This is a genomic window from Nonomuraea sp. NPDC049625, from assembly GCF_040675285.1.
In the GTDB taxonomy this organism is placed as follows: domain Bacteria; phylum Actinomycetota; class Actinomycetes; order Streptosporangiales; family Streptosporangiaceae; genus Nonomuraea; species Nonomuraea angiospora_A.
The window spans coordinates 179,017-201,428 of record NZ_JBFAOQ010000009.1; the positions used below are offsets into that span (position 1 = coordinate 179,017).

The window sequence follows — 22,412 nt, forward strand, 5'->3', positions numbered from 1 at the left end:
ACAGCTTCGTCTCGCTGTTGTCAGCGGACGGCGTCCCGATCGAGAACATGCCCGGTTGATCAGGCATACCGGAGGGCCGGCAGTCACCGAGAAGGTCTACCGTCTTCAGATCACACCCGTGCACCAGAACGGCGCGATCGTCACGGATCGGACCTTCCCCAGTGACGACCGTGGAACGGGGCAGTCACTCAGTGAGTCACCTGGAAGATCAAAAGGGCCACTCCCATGTTGGGATGTGGCCCTTGATCTCGGTGGGCGATACTGGGATCGAACCAGTGACCTCTTCGGTGTGAACGAAGCGCTCTCCCGCTGAGCTAATCGCCCGCCCTGTTGGCTCCTTGCGGTGCCGACGGGGAAAACCATACCGCACTCTGGCACCTGCTGGCGAAGCGAAGCGACCGGGCGGTGGGTCCGGGGTGGATGCGGGGTGGATGCGAGGTGGATGCGAGGTGGATGCGAGGTGGTTCGCAGGTGGCTCCGCGGTTGCTCTGGGGTTGCTCCGGGGAGGATCGGGGGAGGTTCCGGGGTGACGACGACGGGGCCGTGGGAGGGATTCAGGTGAAACGCGGCGGTTGCCCACCGGCGGGGTGGGTCGGTGGCATACCATCGTCCTGTTCCGTAAGGCACCGATCGCGATCTTTTGGTGAGAAACGTTCATGGTCGGCGCGGCGGGACAGGCTCCACAACACGCAAAACCCTCGTAAATACGACCCGATTTGATCACGTTTAGCCTGGTAGATGCCTAAATGTCCAGCTGTGATGTGCGTTACAGAAGGCCCCTGGAGCGGAATCTTTCCTACAGGTTTCTTCGTTCCGCGTCATAGCTCAGGACGAAGTCCGTCAGAGCAGTGAAAGCCCCGAAGAGGGGACCTACGACGAAAAGGTTTGGCTGACGATGAACAGCACCACCGTCTCCGCCGAGCTTGGCCTTCGGCTTGTGGTCCCCGACCGTACTACCGTCCCCCTGCTCGCCGGACTGAGTTACACAGCCGACGATCCTTACGCCATACGCATGGCCTTCCACGTGGGGAATGACGAGCCGGTCGAGTGGATCTTTGCTCGCGAACTGCTCACTGTGGGCATCGTGAGGCGTGTCGGCGACGGCGACGTGCAGGTGTGGCCCGCGCGTGCCGATGGCGAGCGCACGCTGCACATCAGTCTCACGTCCCCGTTCGGGCAGGCGCTCTTCGAGGTGCCGCTGGCCCCGCTCACCGAGTTCCTCCACCGTACGTACGAGAAGGTCCCCGCGGGCCGTGAGACGGACTACATGGACCTCGACGCCGAGCTGACCAACATGCTCTGGCCCTCCTGACACCCTAGCCAGGCAGCGTTTCCAGGACTTTGCGCATGCGGGCGACCTCGATGCTCTGACCCGAGTACACGTCCTTCGCCATCAATCGCATGCGCTGGTCCCGGCCGGTGGCCAGCTCCTCCCCCGCCATCTTGACCGCTCCCTCGTGGTGCCTGGTCATCAGCTGCAGGAACATGCGGTCGAAGGCCGCTCCCTTCGTGGCGCGCAGCGCGTTCAGCTCCTCTGGCGTCGCCATGCCGTACCCCGCCGCCTGGGTGTGCGTGTGACCGTCCGGGGCGGAGCGGCCGAGCTCGGCCAGCCAGCCCGTCATGGCCTTGATCTCCGGGGTCTGGGCGGCGGTGATCTGGCGGGCGAACGCGCGGATGGTCTCCGTGGTCGTACGGTCGTTCACCAGTGAGGTCATCTCCAGGGCCTGGCGGTGGTGGGGGATCATGGCCTCGGCGAAGCGCACGTCCGAGGCCACCGTCGGTCTGGGCGTCTGCCCGACCCGCTCCCCCGGCGTCGCGGTACGGCCCGGGGCCCCCGGATTCCCCGGCACGATCACCGGCGCCCCCGTGCCCACGGGGGAAGGACCGGCGGGCTCCTGAGAGCAGGCGGCAAGGGCGATTGTGGTCACAACTGTGATGAAGACCGCACGCGTGCGCGTACCCACTGGCATAGCTTCCATAGTGAACTACGAGACAAAGGGGAATGCGCGTTGATCTCTGCCAAGTTGCGCGGAGCGTTGTTGTGTACGGTGCTGCTGTTAACCTCCGCCTGCGCGGCGGGGCAGACGGCGTCCGGGGCCTCAACGCCCGACACCTCCACGCAGGAGACCAGCGCTCCAGCCGGCAAGCCGTCCCCCACCGGTGACGTGATGACGAGCGACAACGTCAAGCTCGTCGCCCAGATGCGCCGGCCCGCTCCACTGAACGGCCGGGACGACATCAACACGGACCTGGCGTTCCAGGGCGATTACGCGTTCGTGGGAAACTTCGGCGGGTTCGCGATCTACGACATCAGCAACCCGACCAAACCTCAGCTGGTGAGCACGGTGTCCTGCCCGGCCCAGCAGAACGACGTCTCGGTGTACGGCGACCTGCTCATCCTGTCGATCGACGAGCCGCGCAGCGGCGAAGGGTGCGACTCCAGCGAGGACAGCCGCGACTGGGAGGGGTTGCGGATCTTCGACATCAGCGACAAGAAGAGCCCCAAGTACCTCAGCGCGGTCAGGACCGACTGCGGCTCGCACACGCACACGATGGTCCCCGCCGGGGAAACGCTCTACGTGTACGTCTCCTCGCCCGGCCCCGAGCCCGAGTCGAAGACCTGCCCCCCGCCCCACGAACTCATCCAGATCGTAGAGATCCCCACAAAGTCGCCTCAGTCAGCAAAAATCGTGGCGAAGCCGGATATCTTCCCTGAGCGGCAGCACTCCGATCTCGCCTCCGGCTGCCACGACATCACCGCGTACCCCGAGAAGAAGCTGGCCGCGGCCGCCTGCTTCGGCGACGGCGTGCTCCTCGACATCTCCGACCCGGTCAATCCGAAGGTCCTCCAGCAGATCACCGACACGGAGAACTTCCAGATCTGGCACTCGGCGACGTTCAACAACGATGCCACGAAGGTCGTGTTCAGCGACGAGCTGGGCGGCGGCGGCCAGGCCACGTGCGACAGCAACACGCCGCGCACTAAGGGCGCGGACGCCGTGTACGACATCGTGAACGGCAAGCTGGAGCGGCGCGGATACTTCAAGATCCCCCGGAATCAGCAGGAGAACGAGAACTGCGTGGCCCACAACGGCTCCCTGATCCCGGTTCCGGGCAAGGACGTCATGGTGCAGTCGTGGTACCAGGGCGGGGTGTCGGTCTGGGACTTCACCGACTCGGCCAACCCCAAGGAGATCGGCTTCTTCGAACGCGGGCCGTTCCCGGGCGGTGGCATCGCCGGGTCCTGGTCGGCGTATTACTACAACGGGTACATCTACTCCAGCGACATCATGGAGGGGCTGGACGTCCTGGAGATCAACGATCCCCTCACCGATCCGGCCAAGAAGGTCAAGATGGACGATTTCAACGTCCAGACTCAGAAGTCGTACTGAGGCTGAGGGCTGGCCGGCCGGCCGCCATTCCGGGTCGTGCCCCGGCCTATTCAGGCTGGGGCGCGGCTCACCCGGCCCTGGGGCAACTCAGCGGGTGAGAGTGACGGGCGTTCGGCCCGGCACCGGGCCGGGTGGCGGTGGCGGGCTGGTCGGTCGCCGTCAGGTGGAGGTGGCGGGCTGCTCGGTCGCTACCGCGTGAGGGTGGCGGGCTGGGCGGTCGCCGCCGGGTGAGGGTGGCAGGCGCGCTCCCCCGTTAGGGCGGTGGGCTGGGCGGTCGCCCGCCGGGCGAGGGTGGCAGAGCGGTCGGTCGGCACTTGGTGAAGGCGGTTGGGTGCTGGCGGGAGTTGTCTGGTCAGGTCCGCACAGCAAGAAGCCCCAGTCCCGGCGAGTGCCGTGGGCTGGGGCTTTCAGCATGGTGGACGATACTGGGATTGAACCAGTGACCTCTTCCGTGTCAGGGAAGCGCTCTCCCGCTGAGCTAATCGTCCTTGTGAGGTGGCGACGGGATTTGAACCCGTGTGGACGGCTTTGCAGGCCGCTGCCTCGCCTCTCGGCCACGCCACCGAGCCGGAAGCTCCGAGCGGAAGACGGGATTCGAACCCGCGACCCTCACCTTGGCAAGGTGATGCTCTACCACTGAGCCACTTCCGCATCCGCCCCGTTTAACCGGGGCGACGAGAGAACTCTAGCGAATCCTGGCCGAGTACCCAAACTGGATTACGCTCACGCAGGTCACGTGTGGCCCCCGTTGACGGTGATGCGCTGGCCCGTGACGAACGCGCCGCCCTCCGAGGTGAGGAACGAGACGGCCGCCGCGACGTCATCAGGTGTGCCCATGCGGCCCAGAGGCACCTCCGCGAGGTAACCGCTCTCGTCGAGGCCCGCATGCCGTTCCACCGGGATCCAGCCGGGGGCGACGACGTTGACCGTGATGCCGTACGGGCCCAGCTCGCGGGCCCAGACCTCGGTCATGGCGTGCTGGGCGCTCTTTGCCGCGATGTAGGCGGACATGCTGGGAAGCTTGCGGTCCACGATGTCCGAACCGATCTGGATGACGCGTCCGCCGCCGTGTTCCTTCATGCCCGGCAGTACCGCCTGCACCAGCAGTGTCGGGCTCTTGACGAAGAACTCGAGCTGGTCGAGTTGCGCCTGCCAGGTGAGGTCCTCCAGTGCGATGGACGGCTGCGGGCCGGTCGCGTTGACCACCAGGACGTGGACCGGGCCCAGGCGCTCGGCGACGTCGGCCACCAGGGACGACACGTCGGGCCCGTGCGTGACGTCGGCGGCGAACGCCTCCGCGACGCCGCCCGCGGCGCGGATCTCGTCCACCACCTTCGTGGCTCCGGCGGTGTCCCGGCTGTAGTTGACGGCGACGGCCAGGCCGTCGGCGGCCAGCCGGCGCGCGATCACGGCACCGAGGCCGCGCGACGCGCCGGTCATGAGGGCGACTGCTGTCATGAGACCCGACTCTAGCGACGGGCCCTGGTGACGAGCACTGGTGACGAGCACTGGTGACGAGCACTGGTGACGAGCACTGGTGACGAGCACTGGTGACGAGCGCTGGTGACGTGAGCGCCGTAGGACGGGTTCTAGCGGCCTCGCGGGCCGCCGGACACGCCCGTCGAGTACGGTGCCTCCGTCTCCAGGCGGTAGTCCCGGCCGGAAACGGCGCGGTTGCCCTCGATGACGCGTTCGGAAGGCGGCCGTTCCCCGTCCGCCAGCGCCTGCCGCATCCTCCGGAACCGCTCGTGCTCCTCCAGCACGTACCCGGTGCCCAGCGTCGTGCGGTCGGCCTGGGTGGCGAGCAGGTCGCGGAGGTAGGCCTTGTTCGGCTCGAACGTCATCGGCGGCGGGCACGCCTGGGCCAGCACCTGGTCGGGATCGCGCCCGTCGAACCGCCGGAACAGCTCGGCCGCCAGCCGCAGGTGCTCCAGCTCCATGTTGAGGTGCAGCTCCCAGATGCCCTTCACCCGGGGATCCGACTCGGTCTCCATGCACGAGTAGTACAGGTAGCACTCGTTGTACTCGTGGTTGAGCAGCCGCTCCCACCAGCTCTCGCCCCCGTCGGCCAGCGACTCGTAGTGGGTGAGGTGCCCCTCCTCCACCAGCCCGATCTCCTGGTAGAGCCGGCGGGCCGCGGGCTCCAGGCACATGGGGCCGGCGTTCATGGAGAAGTTCATGATCTGCTGCTCGACCGCCATGACGGTCAGCGCGTGCAGCCGCGACAGCGGCTCCGTCGTCCCCCGGTCGTACGGCTCGCGCACGTTGTCCACCGGATCCCGGTGCTGCAGGTGCGTCGGCCGCCCCGGCATCACCTCGGTCACCCGGCCCACGATCTTCTCGGCCGCGCGGTGCTCGATCATCTCGTACAGGTTCGCGTACCGGTAGAGGTGGTCGAGGTGCTCCAGCAGGCCGAACTGGTAGGCCTGCTTCAGATAGTCGTCCGGCTCCAGCCGCGCCGCCCACGCCGTCAGGTCCACCGCCGCCTGCTCGTAGGCGATCGTGGTCTCCAGCACCGACGACAGCCCCGACAGCAGCCAGTTGACCACTTTCTGCTGCTGCGCCTCGATGTAGCGCACCCGCGCCAGTTGCTGCCTGATCTCGGTGTCGGGACAGTGGCGGGCGAGCTGGTGGCTGAAGAGGATCGCCTCCGTCTCGATCGCGTTCATGGTGATGATGCGGCAGCGCGTGTAGGGGTCGGTGTGGTCGGGGTCGATCGGCGTGACGTTCAGCTCGTTCCAGTGGCGCAGCTGGTCGTCCAGCGGGATACCCCGCTCCTGCAGTGGGTCGAAGGCCATGTCGCTGCGCTTACCCGGGGCGAAATGCGGCAACCTCCGCTTTCGGTCCTCTGACGGCCTGCGTTCGGTAAGGAAGCGCGTGTCCGCCGGAGGCTCGGGTAGGGCGCGGGCGTGGGTGAACAAGATGTCATCGATTTGCTGGTGATCCAGCACAGCCAGATCAGGGACCTGTTCGACGAGGTGGAGCAGGCGCCGCCGGACAAGGTGGAGGAGGCCTTCGACCGTCTCACGCGGATGTTGTCCGTGCACGAGACCGCCGAGGAGGAGATCGTCCATCCGTACGCGCGCAGGAAGCTCGACAACGGGCAGGGCGTCGTGGGCGACCGCCTGACCGAGGAGAACCGCGCCAAACAGCTCCTCCTCGACCTTCACAAGGGCGGAGTGGACCATCCGCAGTTCTGGGAGCGGCTCGGTGAGCTGCGCCTGGCCGTGGCGGCGCACGCCCGCAGCGAGGAACGGTACGAGTTCGTCAAGCTGCGCGCGAAGACCTCCGCGGTCGAGCGGCGGGCCATGGCCGCGGCGGTGCGGGCGGCCGAGAGCCTCGCCCCGCAGCGCCCGCACCCCGGCACGGAGAGCGCCACCAAGAACGTCCTGGTGGGCACGCCGATCGCGCTGATGGAGCGGGCACGGGACCTGATCCGCAAGGCGCTCGGCAAACGCGGCTGACCTTTCTGCGCACGTCGCGAGGCGGCGAGCGCGGCCGACCCTCGACGCACGTCGCAAGGTGCTCGGCAAGCGCGGCGTGACCCTTCGACGCGCGTCGAAATGTCGCCGTACTAGCGTCGTACGCATGGAGTACATCGCTCGCGACGCCGACATAGCGCCCGTCGCCGCGCTCATCGCGGACCCGACCAGGGCGGCCATGCTGACCGCCCTCCTCGACGGGCGGGCCCTGGCGGCGGGAGAGCTGGCCAGGGTGGCCGGGGTCAGCGCCGCCACGGCGAGCGCCCACCTGTCCAGGCTGCTCGACGGGCGGCTGGTCGACGTCGTACGCCAGGGCCGCCACCGCTACTACCGCCTGGCCGGGCACGACGTGGCCGAGGTGCTGGAGGTGCTGGCCAGGGTCAGCGCCCGCCCGCCCGTACGGTCCCTGCGCCAGTCCAGGCAGGCCAGGATGCTGGAGGAGGCCCGCACCTGCTACGACCACCTCGCGGGACGCGCCGGGGTGGGGCTGCTCGACCGGCTCGCCGAGGGCGGCTACTACGCTGCGCAGGACCTGACCGAGGCGGGAGAGCGGCTGCTGGCCGGCATCGGCGTGGACGTGGACGGCGCGCGCAGGTCGAGGAGGCGGTTCGCGCCCGAGTGCCTGGACTGGACCGAGCGCAGGTCGCATCTGGGCGGGGCGCTGGGGGCGGCGATCACCGAGGTGCTGTTCGAACGGGACTGGTACCGGCGCGGCAAGGTGCCCAGAGCGGTGGTCCTCACCGACGAGGGCAGGGAGGGGCTGTCCGCATTGTTCCCAAGTAAGGAGCTAACATCGGGTACGCCGGTTACCTAGCGAGCAGCGAGAGAGAACGCCCCATGCGCGACAACGAGGTCGTGAACGTCGGCCCCGAGCCCTTGACCTTCGACGACGTCATCCGGGTGGCCCGCCACGGCGCCCCCGTACAGCTCACCGACGACGCCCTGGCCGCCATCTCGGCCGCCCGCCAGCGGGTGGACGAGCTGGCCGAGAGCCCGACGCCCGCGTACGGCATCTCGACGGGCTTCGGAGCCCTGGCCACCCGCCACATCGACCCGGCGCTGCGCGCCCAGCTCCAGCGCTCGCTGGTGCGCTCCCACGCGGCGGGCAGCGGCCCCGAGGTCGAGACCGAGGTCGTGCGCGCGCTCATGCTGCTGCGCCTGCACACGCTCGCCACCGGCCACACCGGCATCAGGCCCACCACGGCCAAGACCCTGGCCGCGCTGATCAGCGCGGGCATCACGCCGGTCGTGCACGAGTACGGCAGCCTCGGCTGTTCGGGCGACCTCGCGCCGCTGGCGCACGTCGCGCTCACGCTGATGGGCGAGGGCGTCGTACGCGACGGCTCCGGGAACCTCCAGCCCGCCGGCGAGGCGCTCAAGCAGGCCCACATCGACCCCGTCGAGCTGGCCGCCAAGGAGGGCCTGGCGCTCATCAACGGCACGGACGGCATGCTCGGCATGCTCATCCTGGCCATCCACGACCTCACGGCGCTCGTCAGGACCGCCGACGTCAGCGCCGCGATGAGCGTGGAGGCGCTGCTGGGCACCGACCGGGTGTTCATGCCGGAGCTGCAGGCGCTCAGGCCGCACCCCGGCCAGGCCCTGTCCGCCGCCAACATGACCAAGGTCCTGCGCGAGTCCGGCATCATGGCCAGCCACCGCGACCCGGAGTCCTGCACCCGCGTCCAGGACGCCTACTCGCTGCGCTGCGCCCCCCAGGTCGCCGGTGCCGCCCGCGACACGATCGCGCACGCCGCCACCGTTGCCGGATGGGAGCTGGCCAGCGCCGTCGACAACCCCGCCGTGCTGGCCGACGGCCGCGTCGAGTCCAACGGCAACTTCCACGGCGCGCCGATCGGGTACGTCCTGGACTTCCTGGCCGTGGTGGCCGCCGACCTGGCCTCGATGTCGGAACGGCGTACCGACCGGTTCCTGGACGTGGCCCGCAACCACGGCCTGCCCGCCTTCCTGGCCCACGACCCCGGCGTGGACTCGGGTCACATGATCGCCCAGTACACCCAGGCGGCCATCGTCTCCGAGATGAAGCGCCTGGCCGTACCCGCCAGCGTGGACTCGATCCCCAGCTCGGCCATGCAGGAGGACCACGTGTCCATGGGCTGGTCGGCGGCGCGCAAGCTGCGCAGGTCGGTGGACGGGCTCACCCGCGTGCTGGCGGTCGAGGTGCTCACCGCCGCCCGCGCGCTCGACCTGCGCGCCCCTTTGGAGCCCGCGCCCGCGACCGCGGCCGTCGTCAAGGCGCTGCGCGAGACCGTGCCCGCCCCCGGGCCCGACCGGTTCCTCGCGCCGGAGATCGAGTCCGCCGTACGCCTGGTCGCCGAGGGCGGCGTGGTCGCGGCGGCGGAGTCGGTCACCGGTCCCCTGAATTAGCCGGGGATTGCGACGATCAGGTCCACCTCCAGCAGCAGCCCCGGCCGGAACAACCTGGACACCTCCACGGTGGTGCTGGCCGGGGGCGTGCCGGTGATGTACTTCGCGCGGACCCGCCCGTAGTCGAGGAGCTGGTCCATGTCCGTCACGTACGTCCGGATGAACGCGATGTCCTCGAACGCCGCCCCCTGGTCGGCCAGGATGCGCGAGATCACCTGGAAGATGTGCTCGGACTGGGCGGCCATGGATCCTTCGCCGACGATGTTCCCCTGCTCGTCGAAGGCGGCCTGGCCGGAGACGTAGAGCATGTCGCCGACGCGTACGGCGTGCGAGTAGCGGCCGTTCGTGGCGGGGATCGTGGACAGGTTCAGCGGCACCGCACGGTGGGTGGTCCCCCCGCCGACGTGCTCGGCGATCGCCGTCAGGTCGCGCTCCCCCAGCCCGGCCGCCCGCGCCTCCTGCAGCCTGGCCCGGGCGGCGCCGGCCATGGAGGCGCCCTCCCAGGCTCCCAGCTCCAGGTCCTTGGTCGCGTGCCCCAGCGAGTAGCGGGTCTCGGCGGACGGCACGCGCAGCCGCTCCGCCAGCGTGCCCAGCGGGGTGCCCGACAGCACGTCGGCCAGCGCGCCACGGTCCACGCCGTGCGCCTCGCCGTACGCGAACGTCTCCGCCAGCAGCACCTGGGCGGGCACGATCGCGTTCATGACGGCGATCTTCATGGCCGCGCCCGCGCCCAGCGGCCCGACCTCCCGCACCGACCCGAACACCGACAGCACCTCGCGGCAGCCCGACACGTCACCGCCGGCCAGCACGGTCAGCGTGCCGTCGGCCGCGGGGCCCACGCTGCCCAGCACCGGCGCGTCCACCAGGCCCACCTCGGCCGGCAGCAGCGCGCGCAGCTCGCGCACCGCCTCCGGGCCGATCGTGGACATCTCCACCACCGTCGCGCCGGGCCGCAGCCCCGGCAGCGCCGCCGTCAGCACCTCCCGCACCGCGGCCGGGTCGCTGAGCATGGTGATGACCAGCTCGGCCCCGTCCACCGCCTCCGCCGCGGTCACGCCGCTCCCGCGCCGCCACGTCGCCACCTTGTGCCCGGCCTGGGTCAGCCGCCGGGCCATGGGGACGCCCATGCGTCCCTGTCCGAGAAAAGCAATCATGCGCCACAGTCAACCTGGATGCGAGGTATTCCACCACCGACTAGATTGCATATCAGCCATGCGAGATCTGAATGCCTTGGACCCGGGAGCGCTGCGGCTGTTCCACGAGGTCGCCGTGAGCGGCTCCTTCACGGCCGCCGCCGAGTTGCTCGGCTACACCCAGTCGGCGGTCTCCCGCCGCGTCGCCGCGCTGGAGCGCGCCACCGGCGGGCCGCTCTTCGAGCGCCTGCCGCGCGGGGTGCGCCTGACCCCGGCGGGGAAGGCGCTGCACCGGCATGCCACGGCCGTGCTCGACCGGCTCGAACGCGCGGGCGAGGAGCTGGCCGCCATCCACACCGGCCGGGGCGGGACGCTGCGGGTGGGCGCGTTCGCCACGGCGAACGTGGATCTGGTGCCCGGCACGCTGAAACGGTTCGCCGAGCGGCGGCCCGACGTCGAGCTGCGGCTGATCGAGGGGCTGACCTCGCGGCTGATGGACCGGCTGCGCGGGGGCGCCCTCGACGTGGCCGTGATCAGCGACTACCCGGCCGGGCTGTCCGCCGAGGGCGTCCGTACGGTGCCGCTGCGCGAGGACCGGCTGCTGGTCGCGCTGCCCGGCGGCCACCGCCTGGCCGCCGAGGCCGACGTGGACCTGCGGGACCTGGCGGAGGAGACGTGGATCGAGGCCGCCCCGCGCGGCCAGCCGACCCTGCTGGTGACCGCGTGCGCGGCGGCCGGGTTCACGCCGCGCAGCGGGCTGCGGGTGGCCGAGTGGACGGGCAAGTTCGGCTTCGTCGCCGCCGGGCTCGGGGTGACGCTGGTGCCGGAGCTGGCGGCGCGGGCCGTACCGGGGGATCTGGTGCTGCGCCCGCTGCGGGGGATGGCGCCCGCGCGGAAGGTGTACGCGGCCCTGCCCGAGGCGCCGCTGCCGGCCGCGCTGGAGCTCGTCGAAATGCTGGGAGAATGGAGAATGTGTACGACGGTTTCGCCCACTTAGGTCACGTGTACGCGACCGGGTTGCGTGACGTGACCTCCGACCTGGCCGCGCTCGACGGCGAGGGCTGGTGGGCTGTCGTCGTCGACTACGAGGGCAAGGTGACGTGTGCCCGGTTCGACCGGGTGCGCGAGTCTCCCCTGCCCGCTCCCGCCCGCCCCTGGCACGGGCCCCGGCCCGACCAGTGGCGCAGTTCGCTCGATCAGGCCGCCTACGAGCGGGGCGTGCGCGCCATCCGCGGCTACATCGAGCGGGGCGAGGTCTACCAGGCGAACCTCTGCCGGATCCTGACGGCCCCCGTCCCGGCCGACGCCGACCCGCTCGCCCTGGCCGCCCGGCTGGCCGCGGGCAACCCCGCGCCGTACGCGGGCGTCATCCGGGTGCCCGGCCTGAGCGTGGTGTCCGCATCGCCCGAGCTCTACCTGTCGCGTGACGGCGACGTGGTGGAGTCCAGGCCCATCAAGGGCACCGGCGCGACCGCGGACGACCTCCTCGACAAGGACTACGCCGAGAACGTCATGATCGTCGACCTCGTCCGCAACGACCTCGGCAGGGTCGCGGCGGTCGGCTCGGTCGAGGTGCCGTCGCTCTGCGCCGTCGAGGAGCACCCGGGGCTCGTCCATCTCGTCTCCACCGTCCGGGCCAGACTGGCGCCGGGGGCGGGCTGGCCCGAGCTCTTCGCCGCGACTTTCCCGCCCGGATCTGTCACGGGCGCGCCCAAGTCGTCGGCTCTGCGCATCATCAACGAGCTCGAACCTGCACCCCGGGGGCCGTACTGTGGGGCTGTGGGCTGGGTCGACGCCGACCGCCGCCGGGCGGCGCTGGCCGTGGGCATCAGAACATTCTGGATCTCGCCGTTGGCTCACGGCAAAGGCGAGCTCCGATTCGGCACGGGAGCGGGCATCACCTGGGGCAGCGACCCCAGGCGCGAATGGCTCGAGACCGAGCTCAAAGCAGCCAGGCTCATCGCACTGGCATCCACAGGAGGAACTACATGAACATCCCTGTCTGGGTCAACGGCGAGCTGATCGACCCCGCGCAGGCCACCGTATCGGTGTTCGACCACGGACTCATGGTCGGCGACGGCGTCTTCGAGACCATCAAGATCGTGAACGGCCGGTCGTTCGCGCTCACCCGTCACCTCGACCGGCTCACGCTCTCCGCCCAGCGCATGGACCTGCCCGAGCCCGACGTCGACGCCATCGCCGACGGCATCGGCAAGCTCCTGGCCGTCGCGCCCGCGTGGGCGCTCGGCCGCATCCGCGTCACCTACACCAGTGGCCCCGGCCCCCTCGGCTCCGACCGCGGCGACCAGGGCACCACCTCCGTCGTCATCGTGGACGAGCAGAAGCCGTTCCCGGCCACCGCCAACGTCACCGTCGTCCCCTGGCCCCGCAACGAGCGCGGCGCCCTGTCCGGGGTCAAGAGCACCTCGTACGGCGACAACGCCAAGGCCCTGCTGTTCGCCAAGAAGCGCGGGGGCGGCGAGGCCATCTTCGGCAACCTGGCGGGCGACCTCTGCGAGGGCACCGGCTCCAACATCTTCATCGTCCGCGACGGCCGCCTGCTCACCCCCACCCTCGAGGCCGGCCCCCTGGCCGGGGTGACCAGGGCGCTGGTGCTCGAATGGTGCGGCGGGGAGGAGACCGACGTGCCGCTGTCGGCGCTGTACGAGGCCGAGGAGGCGTTCCTGACCTCGACGACCCGCGACATCCAGCCGATCAGGCTCGTCGACGAAACCGAGCTGCCGATCGCTCCCGGCCCGATCACCACCAAGGCCATGCGGATCTTCGCCGAGCGTTCCGCCGCCGACCTCAACCCGTAGGCCGCGAGGGGCGGGGGTGCCGGGCGTCACCGGTGGACGACCGGCTCCTTCTGCTCGCTCCCGACCAGGTTCTCGACCAGGTCGGGAACGCGGCCCTCGGAGCCGTCCTCCCACCCCCCGACGGTCCAGAACTCGGTGAACATCGTGGCGCGCCGCTGGCGGACCGGCTTGATCCTGGGGCGGTGGGTCCGGTGCCGGGCGCAGGCCCGCTCCTTCCCGGCGACGTACGCGGCCGCTTCCTCCTGCCGCTGCTTCTCCTGCGCCGCCTCCCAGCGCGCCACGGAGGGGCAGAGCGAGGCCAGCGCCGGCAGCAGCGACGCATGGGGCGCGTCCCGTACGGCGGGCGCGCCGATGTCGCCGCCGTGCCGATCGGCCAGGCCGCACAGGTGGTGCCCCTGGGCCAGGACGATGCGGTCGGACGACTCGTTCCACTCCCCGATGCCCTCGCCGGGGAAGAAGCCGTAGCCGCGAACCCGGCAGCGGGTGGCGCTCACCGGTGAGACACTTCCCCGTCACCGGGCGGCGGCATCCGACCCGGCTCGGGCAGAGGACGAGGTGTGGCGAAGACGACCCGTATCTTCCTGCTCGCGGCCGTGGTCTGCGCGCTCGCCGTCTCAGGCGGGTCCGCCCTGCCGCCCGTGGGCGGATTCCCGCTCGGCCGGGCCTTCGGCGGCGTCCTGGTCTTCCCCGGGACGGGCGGGGGCACGGCGGCGGTGCTGGTGGCCTTCTCGGTCGCGCTGACCGGCGGGGCGTATCTCGCGTTCCGGTGGGCCGGGTTCGGCGGGTCGCGGCTGGGGGTGCTGGTCTGCTGGGGGCTCGCCGGCGGTCCCGCGGGGGTGCTGGCCGTGCTGATGTGGGCGCGGCTGCGAGGTGTGCCCTTTCGGGAGCACCTGACGTACGCCGCCTCCTGGGGGATGGCGACGGCGCTGCTCGCCGCAGTGCTGGTGCTAGCCGTCACCCGGGCGGCGCCAGCCGGGCCCGCGAAGCAGGGCACGTCGGCGTTCCGGCCGCGTGGCTGGGTGCTGCCGGGCCTGGTCGCCGGGTGGTCGGTGGTGTGGAGCGCCTTCCTCGGGCGGCAGGAGCTGCTCGCCTGGCTGCCGCTCTCGCTGAACTACTTCGACCAGGTGGCCGTGGTGCTCGCCGCCGTCGCGGCCGGGTCGCTGGAGGGCGTGCTGCGGCGGCGATTACCGGTCGAGGGGCGGCCGGGGCGGGCGTTCGTCCTGGCGTGGATCGCGCTGACCGCCGCCCCGGTCGTGTACGCGGCCGTCGTCGCGATCGACCGCGGCATGCGGGAGCTGCTGCTCGCCGACCCGCTGGACTGGGCCTGGGCGGCGGAGTACCTCCGCGACCTCGGGGCGGCGCTGATCGCCCATCCCGCCCAGGTCGCCGTGCCCCCGTTGCTGCTCGCGGCGGCCGCCATCGGGATCCAGACGGTCGTTCCGGCCAGGGAGCGCCCGGCCGCGGCGCCCGATCCCGTGCGGCCCGATCGGCGGTGGAGCCTGCTGGTGGCCGGGGCGGCGCTCGCGCTGACGTACTTCTGCCTGGCCGTCACCTCGAGGTTCCCGCTGCTGACGCGGCGGACGTTCGACGAGGGGACGCCCGCGCCGCTGCGGGCGCTCGCGCTGCTCGCCCCGCCCGATCCGGCGCTGGGCGGGACCGTGGTGGTGTGGGTGTGGGCGGTGGTGGCCGTGTTCGGGGTGACGGCGGCGGCGCTGGTGTACGTCGCGATCCGGGGGCAGCTCGTACGGCTTTTCCCCGCCTCTGACTACCTGCTGCTGACGGGTGCGCTCGCGCTGGCCACCGCGCTGGCCTGGAACCTCGGCAGCGTGATCGGCCACGCGGTCACCGGCGAGCGGCCGCTGGACGTCGCGCCCGCCCGGGAGGCCGCCGCGTTCACCGGGTTCGTGGTGCCGGTGTTCGGGGCGCTGCTGTTCATCGTGCATTCGCAGGTCGGCCTGACCAGGTTCGTACGCATTGTCGAGCTGGCGGGCGAGGAGGGCTGGGCCAAGCTGCGTGAGCGGTACCGGGCCTGGAAGGAGCAGGTGCGCCCGCACGTGCCGAGCCGCCGGGAGCGCGGCCTGGCCGCGGCGCGGGCGGGCGGGGCGGCGCTGGTGATCGCCGTGGGGGCGGGGGCGTTCCAGGGGTTCGGCGTGGGACCGCCCGTGGGGCGGGCCGACGCGCCGTTCCTGGCCGTGCCGGTGCTGTGCGTGACCCGGCCGCCGCTGGAGAACCTGACCGGCGCGCTCTACGTGCTGCTCCTCGCCGGGCTGGTCTACCTCGGCTTCGCCCGGCTGAACACGAAGGAGCGCCGCGCGGCCCCGTTGCTGGCCGTCTGGGGGCTGTCGGTGCTCGCCGGCGGGCTGGCCGGCCTGTTCGACCCGGTCACCGGGCTGCAGACGGGCCTCGTCGCCGGGCCGCTCGTGGCCGCGGCGCTGGTGGTGCCGCTGCGGCGGAAGATCCTCCTGTACGGCGCGGCGCTGCTGGTGCTCGTGGCGGCGGCGCCGGCCGTGCAGGGCGGCCCGGCCCGCGAGCGGGTCGCGATCGGCCCTGTCGCCTGGCGGGAGCAGCGCCCGAGGCTCACGATCGACGTCTCCTACCCGCGGGCCCAGGGCGCCGACGCGGCGCGGATCAACGCGGCGCTCGCCGAGCCCGTACGCGAGGCCGTCGAACGCACGTCGCGAAGCCTGCGGGCCGATCCCGCGGCCACCGGGCTCGTCACGGCCACGTACGTCGTCGTGCGCGACGACGCCGACGTGATCTCCGTCCGCTACATGATGGCGGGGGACGCCGGGCGGGCCGTCAACTACGACCGGGCCCTGGGCCGGGCGCTCGCCGTACAGGAGATCTTCACCCCGGCCGTGCTCACCCCGGCGGGCCGTCGGCGGCTGGCCGGGGCGCTGCGCCCGCTCATGCCGCCGCCGCAGAACCCGCGCACCGTGAGCGTGGACAACGAGCGCGTGCTGGTCAACCTGGCCACGGGCGGCGCCGTGGAGTTCACGTTCGGCCGCGGCTACTTCTGCCCGGCCTGCGAGCCGTTCACCGTACGGGCCTCACGCGAGCGGCTGGCCGGGCTGCTGCGCCGCTGAATGATCTGGCCAACGAGCGCGCACAGCGCGACGATCACCCCATGGACACGCAGGAGATCGCCGATCGACTCGAAATCACCGGACTGCTGGCCCGCTACACCCGCGCCATCGACTCCGGCCAGTGGGACCTGCTCGACGAGGTGTTCAGCCCGGACGCGGTGATCGACTACCGCGCCACCGGCGGCATCAGGGGCACCCGGGACGAGGTCAAGGCCTGGCTCGCCGAGGTGCTGCCGCACTGGCCGGGGCGGCTGCACCTCATCGGGGCCCCGACCATCGACTTCCAGGACGGCGAGGCGCGCGTGAGCGCCCCCTTCACCGACACCCTCGCCCCCACCAGGGACATGGTCACCGCGGACACCGAGGGCTTCCTGCACGGCGGCGGCTGGTACCACCATCGCCTGCGGCGCACCTCCGGCGGGTGGCGCAGCGTCGAGCTGGTCGAGGAGCAGGCCTGGCGCACCGCCCGCTGATCCGGTTCCCGTGCTCGCCACCCGGCCCGGCACACCGGCTGAGCTGCGGGGACGGGGGCCGGTACAGAGTTAAGACGTTTGTGGTCAAAACCGTCAGGGCAGCGCGAGTGCGGGCAGCAGTCCCCCTGCCCTTCCGGTCGAAAGGCTGTGCGGCACATGGCATTCGCATTGGGTCTTCTCGGTCACGACATAGCCGTCGATCTCGGTACGGCCAACACTCTCGTCTACGTCCGCAGGAAGGGCATCGTCCTGCACGAGCCCTCCGTCATCGCGATCAACCTGCACAAGAACACCGTCGTGGCCGTGGGCAGGGCGGCCAAGCGGATGATGGGCCGTACTCCCCCGCACATCGCCACGATCAGGCCGCTCAAGGACGGCGTGATCGCGGATCTGGACGCGGCCGAGCGGATGCTGCGGATGTTCATCCAGAGGGCGCACCCGAGCAGGTTCCTGGCCAAGCCGCGCATCGTCGTGGCGGTCCCGAGCGGCACCACCTCCATCGAGCAGCGGGCGGTCAAGGAGGCCGCCTACGAGGCGGGGGCTCGCCGGGTGCACATCATCGAGGAGCCGATGGCCGCGGCGATCGGCGCCGGGCTGAAGGTCGGCGAGGCCACCGGCAACATGGTGGTCGACATCGGCGGCGGCACCACGGAGGTCGCCATCGTCTCCATGAGCGGCGTCGTGGTCGCGAAGTCGCTGCGGGTGGGCGGCGACGAGCTGGACGAGGCGATCATCACCCACACCAAGAAGGAGCACGCGCTGCTGCTGGGCGAGCGCACGGCCGAACGGCTGAAGATCGACCTGGGCATGGTCAGGGCCGCTCCCGTGCACGACGCCGACCCCGTCCCCGGCAGGCACCGGGTCGGCGTCCCCCTCGCCGACGGGCAGGGTACGGCGGTCATCGTGGAGGAGGCGGAGCCGGAGCCGCCGCCCGCCCCGCACCGCTGGAACCCGTTCAGGTCCAGGACCAGGCAGCTCGACGCGGCGCCCGCGACCGGGCCGCGGCAGCTCGATCCGAAGACCTCGGCCCCGGTACGCGGCCGCGACCTGGTCAGCGGGCTGCCGAAGACCACCACCATCACCTCCGAGCAGATCAGCGAGGCCATCGAGGACCAGGTCCAGGCCATCATCGACGCCGTGCAGGCCACGCTCGACCAGTGCCCGGCCGAACTCGCGGGCGACCTGCTGGACAACGGGATCGTGCTGACCGGCGGCGGCGCCCTGTTACGCGGCCTGGCCGACCGGATGGGCGCGGCCACCGGCATGCCGATCCGGGTCGTGGACAAGCCGCTCTACTCGGTGGCGCTGGGCGCGGGCCGCTGCGTCGAACGTTTCCCGGCCATGCGTGACGTGCTGCTGCCCGATCGGTCCCGTCGGTGAAGCGGGCGTTCGTCCTGCTCGTGCTCGCCGCCGCCGTCCTGACCGTCGTGATCGACCGTACGCTGACGCCCCTGGCCCCGCTGCGGGCGGCGGGATCGGCCGTGTTCGGCACGCTGGAGAACGCGATCGGCGCGGTCACCAGATCCTTCGGCGGCGAGCAGCGGGTGCGGCTGCTGGAGCGCGAGAACGCGCAGCTGCGGGCCGACCTGCTGGCGGCCCGGCAACGGCCCGGGGCGAGCGCGCGGGGCGTGGCCGCGCACGTGGTGGGGTTCGGGCAGGGGCAGCGGGTCACCATCGACGCCGGGACCGGGGCGGGCGTCGTGCGCGACGTGACGGTGCTGAACGCCGACGGCCTGGTCGGCAAGGTCACCTGGGCGGGTCCGGCGACGGCCACGGTGTCGCTGATCACGGACGCGGGGTCGTCCGTGGGCGCGCGCATGGCGGGCTCGGGCGAGCTCGGCCTGGTCACGGGCGTGCCGGGTGACGGGAGCCTGCGGCTGAGCCTGTTCGACCCGGACGCGCCCGTGAAGGTGGGCGACCGGGTGGTGACGCTCGGCTCGGCGGGCGGGCGGCCGTACGTGGCCGGGCTGGCCATCGGCACGGTCAGCGCGATCGAGAAGGTCTCGGGCGCGGCCACCCGCACGGCGCTGGTGCGGCCCGCGGCCCGCCTGTCCGCGCTCGACCTCGTCTCGGTCGTCGTCCCCGACCCAGGACGGTGAGCCGTGGGGCTGGTGGTGTTGGTGTTGGTGTTCGCGGCTCCGCTGCTGCAGGTGCTGCTGGTCAACCGGTCGCCCTGGGGCGGTCCTGACCTGGTGACGCTGGCCGTGGTGTGGCTGGCGCTGGCCCGGGGGCCGGTGTGGGGGTGCGTGGCGGGGCTGGTGGCCGGGCTGGCCGCCGACGTGACGCCACCCGCCGACGGCACGGTGGGCCGGACGGCGCTGGTGCTGTCGATCGTGGGCCTGCTGGTCGGCCACTGGCGCGAGGGCAGGCCGTTCCCGGTGGCCGCGGCGGGCGCCGCCATGGGCGTCCTGCTGCAGGCAGCGGCCGCCGTGGCGCTCGGGGACGCCTCTTGGACGGGGGTCGTCCCCGAGCTGCCACGGACGCTGGGCTGGACGGTGGCGCTCGGCGCGGCGGTGGGTGCGGCGGTCGGCGCGGCGCGGGCGCGGCGCAGGCCGAGGGACCCCTGGCCGGTGCCCGGCCGTTCGGCGGCGGAGCCGCGCCGTGTCTAGGGCCAGGCTGTTCGTGCTGCGGCTGGTCGTCGCGGCGATGATGCTCACGCTGGTGGGGCGGCTGTGGCAGCTGCAGGTGGCCGGAGGCGCGCGGTACGCGCAGGCGGCAGCCGAGGTGCGGATCAGGACCGTGTCGCTGCCGCCGACGAGGGGCCAGATCCTCGACGTGGCCGGACGGCCGCTGGTGACGAACAACACCAGGCCGGTGGTCACGGTGGACGCCGTCGAGCTGGCCCACCAGCCCGACGGCGGCGCGGCGGTGCTCAACCGGCTGGGGAAGGCGCTGCGGCAGCCGTACCGGCAGCTGGCGGAGAAGGTGCGGCCGTGCGGGCCGCGGGTGGCGCAGCCGTGCTGGCAGGGCTCGCCGTACGAGCCGATCCCCGTCGCCGAGGGCGTCACGGCGCTGCGGATCAGCGAGCGGCAGCAGGACTTCCCCGGGGTACGCACGGAGCTGCGGCCCGTCCGGATCTACCCGTTCGGCGCGGCGGCGGCGCACACGCTCGGGTACGTGCAGGGCGCGAAGGGCCGCGACGGCCTCGAAGGCGTGTACGACAAGGAACTGGCCGGCAGGGCGGGACGGCGGGAGGTGGCCGTGGACAACACCGGCCGGGTCACCCGGGTCATCCGCCTGGACCCGCCCGTTCCCGGCGACACGCTCGTGACCAGCATCGACTCCCGCATCCAGACCATCGCCGAGCAGGCGCTGAGCCGGGCCCTGTCGAGCAGCGGCGGTTCGTCGGGCGCGGCGGTGGTGATGGAGTCGGAGACCGGGCGGGTGGTCGCGCTGGCGGGACGGCCCTCGTACGACCCGGGCGTGTGGACCGACGGCGTGACGGCCCGCGAGTACAAGGCGCTGCCCCTGCTGTCGCGGGCCGTGCAGGGCGAGTGGGCGCCGGGCTCCACGTGGAAGGTCGCCTCGGTGGCCGCCGCCGCGGCCGCCGGGTACGGGCTCGGCGCCACGTACGACTGCCCGAGCGGCTACACCGTCGGCAACCGCCTGTTCAGGAACTTCGCGAGCGCGGACCTCGGCCGGATGACCATGCGCGAGGCGCTGGTGGAGTCGTGCGACACGATCTTCTACCGGCTCGCCGACCAGCTCTGGGAGCGCGGGTCGGACGTCATGCAGAGGACCGCCCGCGGGTTCGGGTTCGGCCGGCCGACGGGCGTCGACCTGCCGGGCGAGGCGGCGGGCGCGGTGCCCGACCCGGCGTCGAAGAAGGCGTACTGGCAGGCGACGCGCGAGGAGAGCTGCCGGCGCGCGGTCAAGGGCTACCCGGAGCTGGCCGACCGGGGGCGGGCCGCGTACCTGACGGCCGTCGCCGGGGAGAACTGCCGGGGCGGCGGCGCGTGGCGGGGCGGCGACGCGGCCAACTTCGCCATCGGGCAGGGCGGCGTGCTGGTGACGCCGCTGCAGCTGGCGCGGGCGTACGCGGCCGTCGCCAACGGCGGCACGCTGTACAGCCCGCGCGTGGGCCTGCGGGTCGTGCGGCCCGACGGGAGCACCGTGCGGACGATCCAGCCGCCGGTGGCGGGGCGGCTGCCCGCCTCCGGCGAGACGCTGCGGTTCATCAGGCAGGCGCTGAGCCAGGTGCCCCGGTCGGGGACGGCGCGGGGTGCCTTCGAGAAGTTCCCGTTCGACCGGATCGCGGTGGCCGGGAAGACCGGCACGGCGGAGTCGTTCGGGCGGCGGGACACCTCCTGGTTCGCCTCTTTCGCCCCCGATCCGGCCTACACCGTGGTGGTCGTGCTGTCGGAGGGCGGCCGGGGCGCGGAGGGCGCGGCGCCGGCCGCCCGGGACATCTGGGAAGGGATCCTGGGGCTGAGGGAGAGGCGATGAGGTCGCGTCTCGTGTGGGCGCCGACGCTGGCCGCGCCCGATCGGATCCTGACGCTGCTGGCGCTGGCCCTTTCGGCTGTGGGCCTGCTGCTGGTGTGGTCGGCCACGCGGATGGAGGGCGACCACTCGCTGCTGGTGCGGCAGGCGGTCGGCGTCGGGCTCGGGCTGGCGCTCATGTGGCTGGTCTCGCGGGTCGACCTGCGGGTGCTGCGGGCGTACGTGCCGGTGGTGTACGTGCTGGCCCTGGTCTCGCTGGCGGGCGTGCTGACCCCGCTGGGCGTGCGGGTGAACGGGGCGCACTCGTGGATCGCGCCGGCCCCGGGGGTGCGGTTCCAGCCGTCGGAGTTCGCGAAGGTGGCGCTGGCGCTGGCCTTCGCGGTGCCGCTCGGCGAGCTGCGCGACGGGCAGCGGCGGCCCGGGTTCGGCGGGGTGGTGCTGGCGCTGGTGCTGGCCGCGGTGCCGATCGGGCTGATCGCGCTGCAGCCGGACCTGGGGACGATGCTGGTGTTCGCGGCCATGGTGACCGGGGCGCTGCTGGTGTCGGGGGCGCCCAAGCGGTGGCTGCTGGTGCTCTTCGCCGGGGCGGTGGGGGCGGGCGTGGCGGCCTGGAAGCTGGGGCTGGTGCGGCCGTACCAGATCGAACGGCTGCTCGTGCTGGCCGACCCCGCGTCCGACCCGGGCGGCGTGGGGTACAACGCCGCCCAGGCGCGCATCGCCATCGGGTCGGGCGGCCTCTACGGCAAGGGACTGTTCAACGGCGAGCAGACCGCCGGGCACTTCGTGCCCGAGCAGCACACGGACTTCATCTTCACCGTCGCGGGTGAGGAGCTCGGGTTCGTCGGCGCGGCGCTCATCGTGCTGTGCGTGGGCGCGCTGCTGTGGCGCGGGCTGGCCATCGCCCGGCGCGGCGACTCCCCTTACGGGACCGTGCTGGCCGGTGCGCTGGTGTCGTGGATCGCGTTCCAGACGTTCGTGAACGTGGGCATGACCGTGGGCCTCGTACCGATCGTGGGCGTGCCGCTGCCGTTCGTCTCCTACGGCGGCTCGGCCACGGTCGCCGGGCTGGTGGCCATCGGGCTGCTTCAGGCCGTGCACCGGACCAAGGCCATGGAGCCGTAGCGGGAGCCGTCACGGCCGCCGAACGGCTGCAAGCTCGGTCCTTCGCGTAAGGGCGGAGAAGCCGACGCGGCGGCA

The 22,412-nt window shown here is 72.0% G+C and carries 20 protein-coding genes and 4 tRNA genes; 15 read left to right on the plus strand and 9 right to left on the minus strand.

The annotated features are described in order from the left end of the window. Positions 1-252: 252 nt before the first annotated feature. A tRNA-Val gene (locus AB0J87_RS35230) sits at positions 253-324 on the minus strand. A 571-nt stretch (positions 325-895) separates the two neighbouring features. Between AB0J87_RS35230 and AB0J87_RS35235 the strand changes: the two genes are divergently transcribed. After that, positions 896-1,312, plus strand: a complete 417-nt coding sequence (locus tag AB0J87_RS35235; RefSeq protein ID WP_103958541.1) for an SsgA family sporulation/cell division regulator — start codon at positions 896-898, stop codon at positions 1,310-1,312. 4 nt (positions 1,313-1,316) lie between these two features. Here the strand turns inward: AB0J87_RS35235 and AB0J87_RS35240 are convergent, their stop codons facing one another. Beyond that, on the minus strand, positions 1,317-1,928 hold the full coding sequence (locus AB0J87_RS35240) for a DUF305 domain-containing protein (protein WP_363972209.1): 612 nt from the start codon (positions 1,926-1,928) through the stop codon (positions 1,317-1,319). Positions 1,929-2,048: 120 nt separating this feature from the next. On the opposite strand from AB0J87_RS35240, the gene AB0J87_RS35245 reads away from it, so the two are divergent. Continuing rightward, the gene (locus AB0J87_RS35245) at positions 2,049-3,392 is read left to right on the plus strand and encodes a hypothetical protein (protein WP_363972211.1); all 1,344 of its coding nucleotides are present in this window, start codon (positions 2,049-2,051) and stop codon (positions 3,390-3,392) included. Positions 3,393-3,805: 413 nt separating this feature from the next. On the opposite strand, the gene AB0J87_RS35250 is transcribed toward AB0J87_RS35245, so the two are convergent. The 5 genes from AB0J87_RS35250 to AB0J87_RS35270 form a co-directional block, all read right to left on the minus strand. Further along, a tRNA-Val gene (locus AB0J87_RS35250) sits at positions 3,806-3,880 on the minus strand. Positions 3,881-3,885: 5 nt separating this feature from the next. After that, positions 3,886-3,956 (minus strand) — tRNA-Cys (locus AB0J87_RS35255). 15 nt (positions 3,957-3,971) lie between these two features. Beyond that, positions 3,972-4,043 (minus strand) — tRNA-Gly (locus tag AB0J87_RS35260). A gap of 81 nt (positions 4,044-4,124) precedes the next feature. After that, positions 4,125-4,850 carry an SDR family oxidoreductase gene (locus tag AB0J87_RS35265; RefSeq protein WP_363972213.1) on the minus strand — a complete coding sequence of 242 codons (726 nt, stop codon included), beginning with the start codon at positions 4,848-4,850 and terminating at the stop codon, positions 4,125-4,127. A 131-nt stretch (positions 4,851-4,981) separates the two neighbouring features. Further along, positions 4,982-6,190 carry a hypothetical protein gene (locus tag AB0J87_RS35270; protein ID WP_363972215.1) on the minus strand — a complete coding sequence of 403 codons (1,209 nt, stop codon included), beginning with the start codon at positions 6,188-6,190 and terminating at the stop codon, positions 4,982-4,984. Between the two features lie 111 nt (positions 6,191-6,301). Between AB0J87_RS35270 and AB0J87_RS35275 the strand changes: the two genes are divergently transcribed. The 3 genes from AB0J87_RS35275 (at position 6,302) to hutH (ending at position 9,262) form a co-directional block, all read left to right on the plus strand. Next, entirely contained in the window at positions 6,302-6,856 is a 555-nt protein-coding gene (locus AB0J87_RS35275; protein ID WP_363972217.1) for a hemerythrin domain-containing protein, read from the plus strand. Between the two features lie 124 nt (positions 6,857-6,980). Continuing rightward, positions 6,981-7,688 (plus strand): metalloregulator ArsR/SmtB family transcription factor, encoded by a 708-nt coding sequence (locus tag AB0J87_RS35280; RefSeq protein WP_355198353.1) that lies wholly within the window; start codon positions 6,981-6,983, stop codon positions 7,686-7,688. 23 nt (positions 7,689-7,711) lie between these two features. Then, positions 7,712-9,262: a histidine ammonia-lyase gene (gene hutH, locus AB0J87_RS35285; RefSeq protein WP_355198351.1), complete on the plus strand. Its 1,551-nt coding sequence runs from the start codon at positions 7,712-7,714 to the stop codon at positions 9,260-9,262. Here hutH and AB0J87_RS35290 read toward each other — a convergent pair. After that, entirely contained in the window at positions 9,259-10,416 is a 1,158-nt protein-coding gene (locus tag AB0J87_RS35290) for a Rid family hydrolase (RefSeq protein ID WP_363972219.1), read from the minus strand. The two genes, hutH and AB0J87_RS35290, sit on opposite strands and share 4 nt — an antisense overlap. 58 nt (positions 10,417-10,474) lie before the next feature. Here AB0J87_RS35290 and AB0J87_RS35295 point away from each other — a divergent pair, with 58 nt between their 5' ends. From AB0J87_RS35295 to AB0J87_RS35305, 3 genes are read left to right on the plus strand one after another with little or no spacing between them, the layout of a single operon-like run. Further along, the gene (locus AB0J87_RS35295; RefSeq protein WP_363972220.1) at positions 10,475-11,392 is read left to right on the plus strand and encodes a LysR substrate-binding domain-containing protein; all 918 of its coding nucleotides are present in this window, start codon (positions 10,475-10,477) and stop codon (positions 11,390-11,392) included. After that, the gene (locus tag AB0J87_RS35300; protein ID WP_363972222.1) at positions 11,359-12,387 is read left to right on the plus strand and encodes a chorismate-binding protein; all 1,029 of its coding nucleotides are present in this window, start codon (positions 11,359-11,361) and stop codon (positions 12,385-12,387) included. The genes AB0J87_RS35295 and AB0J87_RS35300 overlap by 34 nt, the downstream gene beginning before the upstream one ends. Next, entirely contained in the window at positions 12,384-13,214 is an 831-nt protein-coding gene (locus AB0J87_RS35305; protein WP_363972224.1) for an aminotransferase class IV, read from the plus strand. The genes AB0J87_RS35300 and AB0J87_RS35305 overlap by 4 nt, the downstream gene beginning before the upstream one ends. A gap of 26 nt (positions 13,215-13,240) precedes the next feature. Here the strand turns inward: AB0J87_RS35305 and AB0J87_RS35310 are convergent, their stop codons facing one another. Then, positions 13,241-13,708 (minus strand): hypothetical protein, encoded by a 468-nt coding sequence (locus tag AB0J87_RS35310; protein WP_363972226.1) that lies wholly within the window; start codon positions 13,706-13,708, stop codon positions 13,241-13,243. A gap of 63 nt (positions 13,709-13,771) precedes the next feature. On the opposite strand from AB0J87_RS35310, the gene AB0J87_RS35315 reads away from it, so the two are divergent. The 7 genes from AB0J87_RS35315 (at position 13,772) to rodA (ending at position 22,337) form a co-directional block, all read left to right on the plus strand. Beyond that, on the plus strand, positions 13,772-16,300 hold the full coding sequence (locus tag AB0J87_RS35315) for a hypothetical protein (RefSeq protein ID WP_363972228.1): 2,529 nt from the start codon (positions 13,772-13,774) through the stop codon (positions 16,298-16,300). A 41-nt stretch (positions 16,301-16,341) separates the two neighbouring features. Continuing rightward, complete coding sequence (locus tag AB0J87_RS35320) at positions 16,342-16,773, plus strand: nuclear transport factor 2 family protein (protein WP_357736056.1); 432 nt, start codon at positions 16,342-16,344, stop codon at positions 16,771-16,773. 156 nt (positions 16,774-16,929) lie between these two features. Beyond that, positions 16,930-18,153: a rod shape-determining protein gene (locus tag AB0J87_RS35325; protein ID WP_363972230.1), complete on the plus strand. Its 1,224-nt coding sequence runs from the start codon at positions 16,930-16,932 to the stop codon at positions 18,151-18,153. After that, positions 18,150-18,872 (plus strand): rod shape-determining protein MreC, encoded by a 723-nt coding sequence (gene mreC, locus AB0J87_RS35330; protein WP_363972232.1) that lies wholly within the window; start codon positions 18,150-18,152, stop codon positions 18,870-18,872. The genes AB0J87_RS35325 and mreC overlap by 4 nt, the downstream gene beginning before the upstream one ends. Positions 18,873-18,875: 3 nt before the next feature. After that, positions 18,876-19,382 (plus strand): rod shape-determining protein MreD, encoded by a 507-nt coding sequence (locus AB0J87_RS35335; protein ID WP_363972235.1) that lies wholly within the window; start codon positions 18,876-18,878, stop codon positions 19,380-19,382. Continuing rightward, the gene (gene mrdA, locus AB0J87_RS35340) at positions 19,375-21,219 is read left to right on the plus strand and encodes a penicillin-binding protein 2 (RefSeq protein WP_363972237.1); all 1,845 of its coding nucleotides are present in this window, start codon (positions 19,375-19,377) and stop codon (positions 21,217-21,219) included. Before AB0J87_RS35335 ends, mrdA begins: the two co-directional genes overlap by 8 nt. After that, positions 21,216-22,337 carry a rod shape-determining protein RodA gene (rodA, locus tag AB0J87_RS35345; RefSeq protein ID WP_363972239.1) on the plus strand — a complete coding sequence of 374 codons (1,122 nt, stop codon included), beginning with the start codon at positions 21,216-21,218 and terminating at the stop codon, positions 22,335-22,337. Before mrdA ends, rodA begins: the two co-directional genes overlap by 4 nt. Positions 22,338-22,412: the final 75 nt, after the last annotated feature.